This window comes from Shewanella surugensis (assembly GCF_023284005.1).
In the GTDB taxonomy this organism is placed as follows: domain Bacteria; phylum Pseudomonadota; class Gammaproteobacteria; order Enterobacterales; family Shewanellaceae; genus Shewanella; species Shewanella surugensis.
Window position 1 is genome coordinate 1 of the sequence record NZ_JAKIKS010000321.1, and the last position, 1,164, is coordinate 1,164.

The 1,164-nt window shown below is 36.5% G+C and carries 2 protein-coding genes; one reads left to right on the forward strand and one right to left on the reverse strand.

The window, feature by feature from the left end; all coding sequences use genetic code 11:
• Positions 1 to 268 precede the first annotated feature (268 nt).
• The gene (locus L2764_RS27290) at positions 269 to 940 is read left to right on the forward strand and encodes a DUF6629 family protein (protein ID WP_248943464.1); all 672 of its coding nucleotides are present in this window, start codon (positions 269 to 271) and stop codon (positions 938 to 940) included.
• Positions 941 to 990: 50 nt separating this feature from the next.
• Here L2764_RS27290 and L2764_RS27295 read toward each other — a convergent pair.
• On the reverse strand, positions 991 to 1,164 hold a 174-nt coding region (locus L2764_RS27295), incomplete at its 5' end, for a transposase domain-containing protein (RefSeq protein ID WP_248943466.1).

Below are 1,164 nucleotides of genomic sequence, written 5' to 3' on the forward strand. Positions count from 1 at the left end.
TGATTACAATCGAACAAGAAGGCATAGTGCAATTGGGTATCAAAGCCCACTGCATTATGAACAGCAAAAAGTCGCTTAATTGAGTGTCCAGTTTTAGTGCGGGGTATCACAGTTCATCAACATCTCATAAATTAAGATAAAAGAATTAGATCCTATGTCTATAAAAAATCGTCCCTGAATGATTCAGTGTATAGTTAAAGCTAGTCGTCATTTGTCAATTACATTTTAACTCAAATAACGCAATATTTAACACGCGGAGAAAATCATTATGTGTTTTTCAGCAACAGCATCATTAGGATCGGCAGCAGTGCTTCTTGTTGGCGGCGCTTTGTGCACAGCACATGCTATAAAAAAAAATAAAACCTATTTATTACTAGCGATCACTCCTTTCTTTTTTGCATTACAACAAGCGATTGAAGGAGGTGTATGGATTGGATACAACGAAAAAATAATGCCACTTGTGACGTTATCTTCTATTTTATTTTTATTTTTTGCTTACTTTTTTTGGATTACTTGGGTCCCTATCGTAGCCTTTAGCCTTGAGACAACAAAATGGAAAAAAATCTTTTTTATTATATTGATCATCACAGGTATTATTTTTGGCTTATATCTCTGGCTGCCTGTACTTTTAGGAACAGGTCCCAGGCATTTAATAAAAACCAATATGTGTGGGCACAGCCTATGTTATATCGTGTCTGGTGGTGGTTTGCTATCTGTTACAATACGAGAAATTATTTATTCTATACTAGGTTTTTTATTTTTACTCTCAAGTAATAACCTTTTTAGAAAATTTTGGGCGCTTGTCATGCTACTCGGTGTTATCACCTACCTTACTCAGCGTGAAACATGGGTATCAACATGGTGTTTCTTTGCTGCGATATCGACCTTATGGATTTATTTTCTATTAATAAAAGAGCATAAAACAAGGCTTAAAGCATAAGCATTATAATAGCATGTTAACGGTATGTTCTTACGTGAGCGTCCGGCGAACTACACCTTGTTTAGATTTACATGATGCCAAGGTAATAGGCTATTGAGGTTGCAGTTAGAGTTGGATAATTGTTCCAAACAGTGTGCGATATAATCTAAGGGGATTAAACCATTCGCTCTCGCCGTTTCTATGATGCTGTACAACATAGCACTCGCCTCTGCACCACGGTGGTT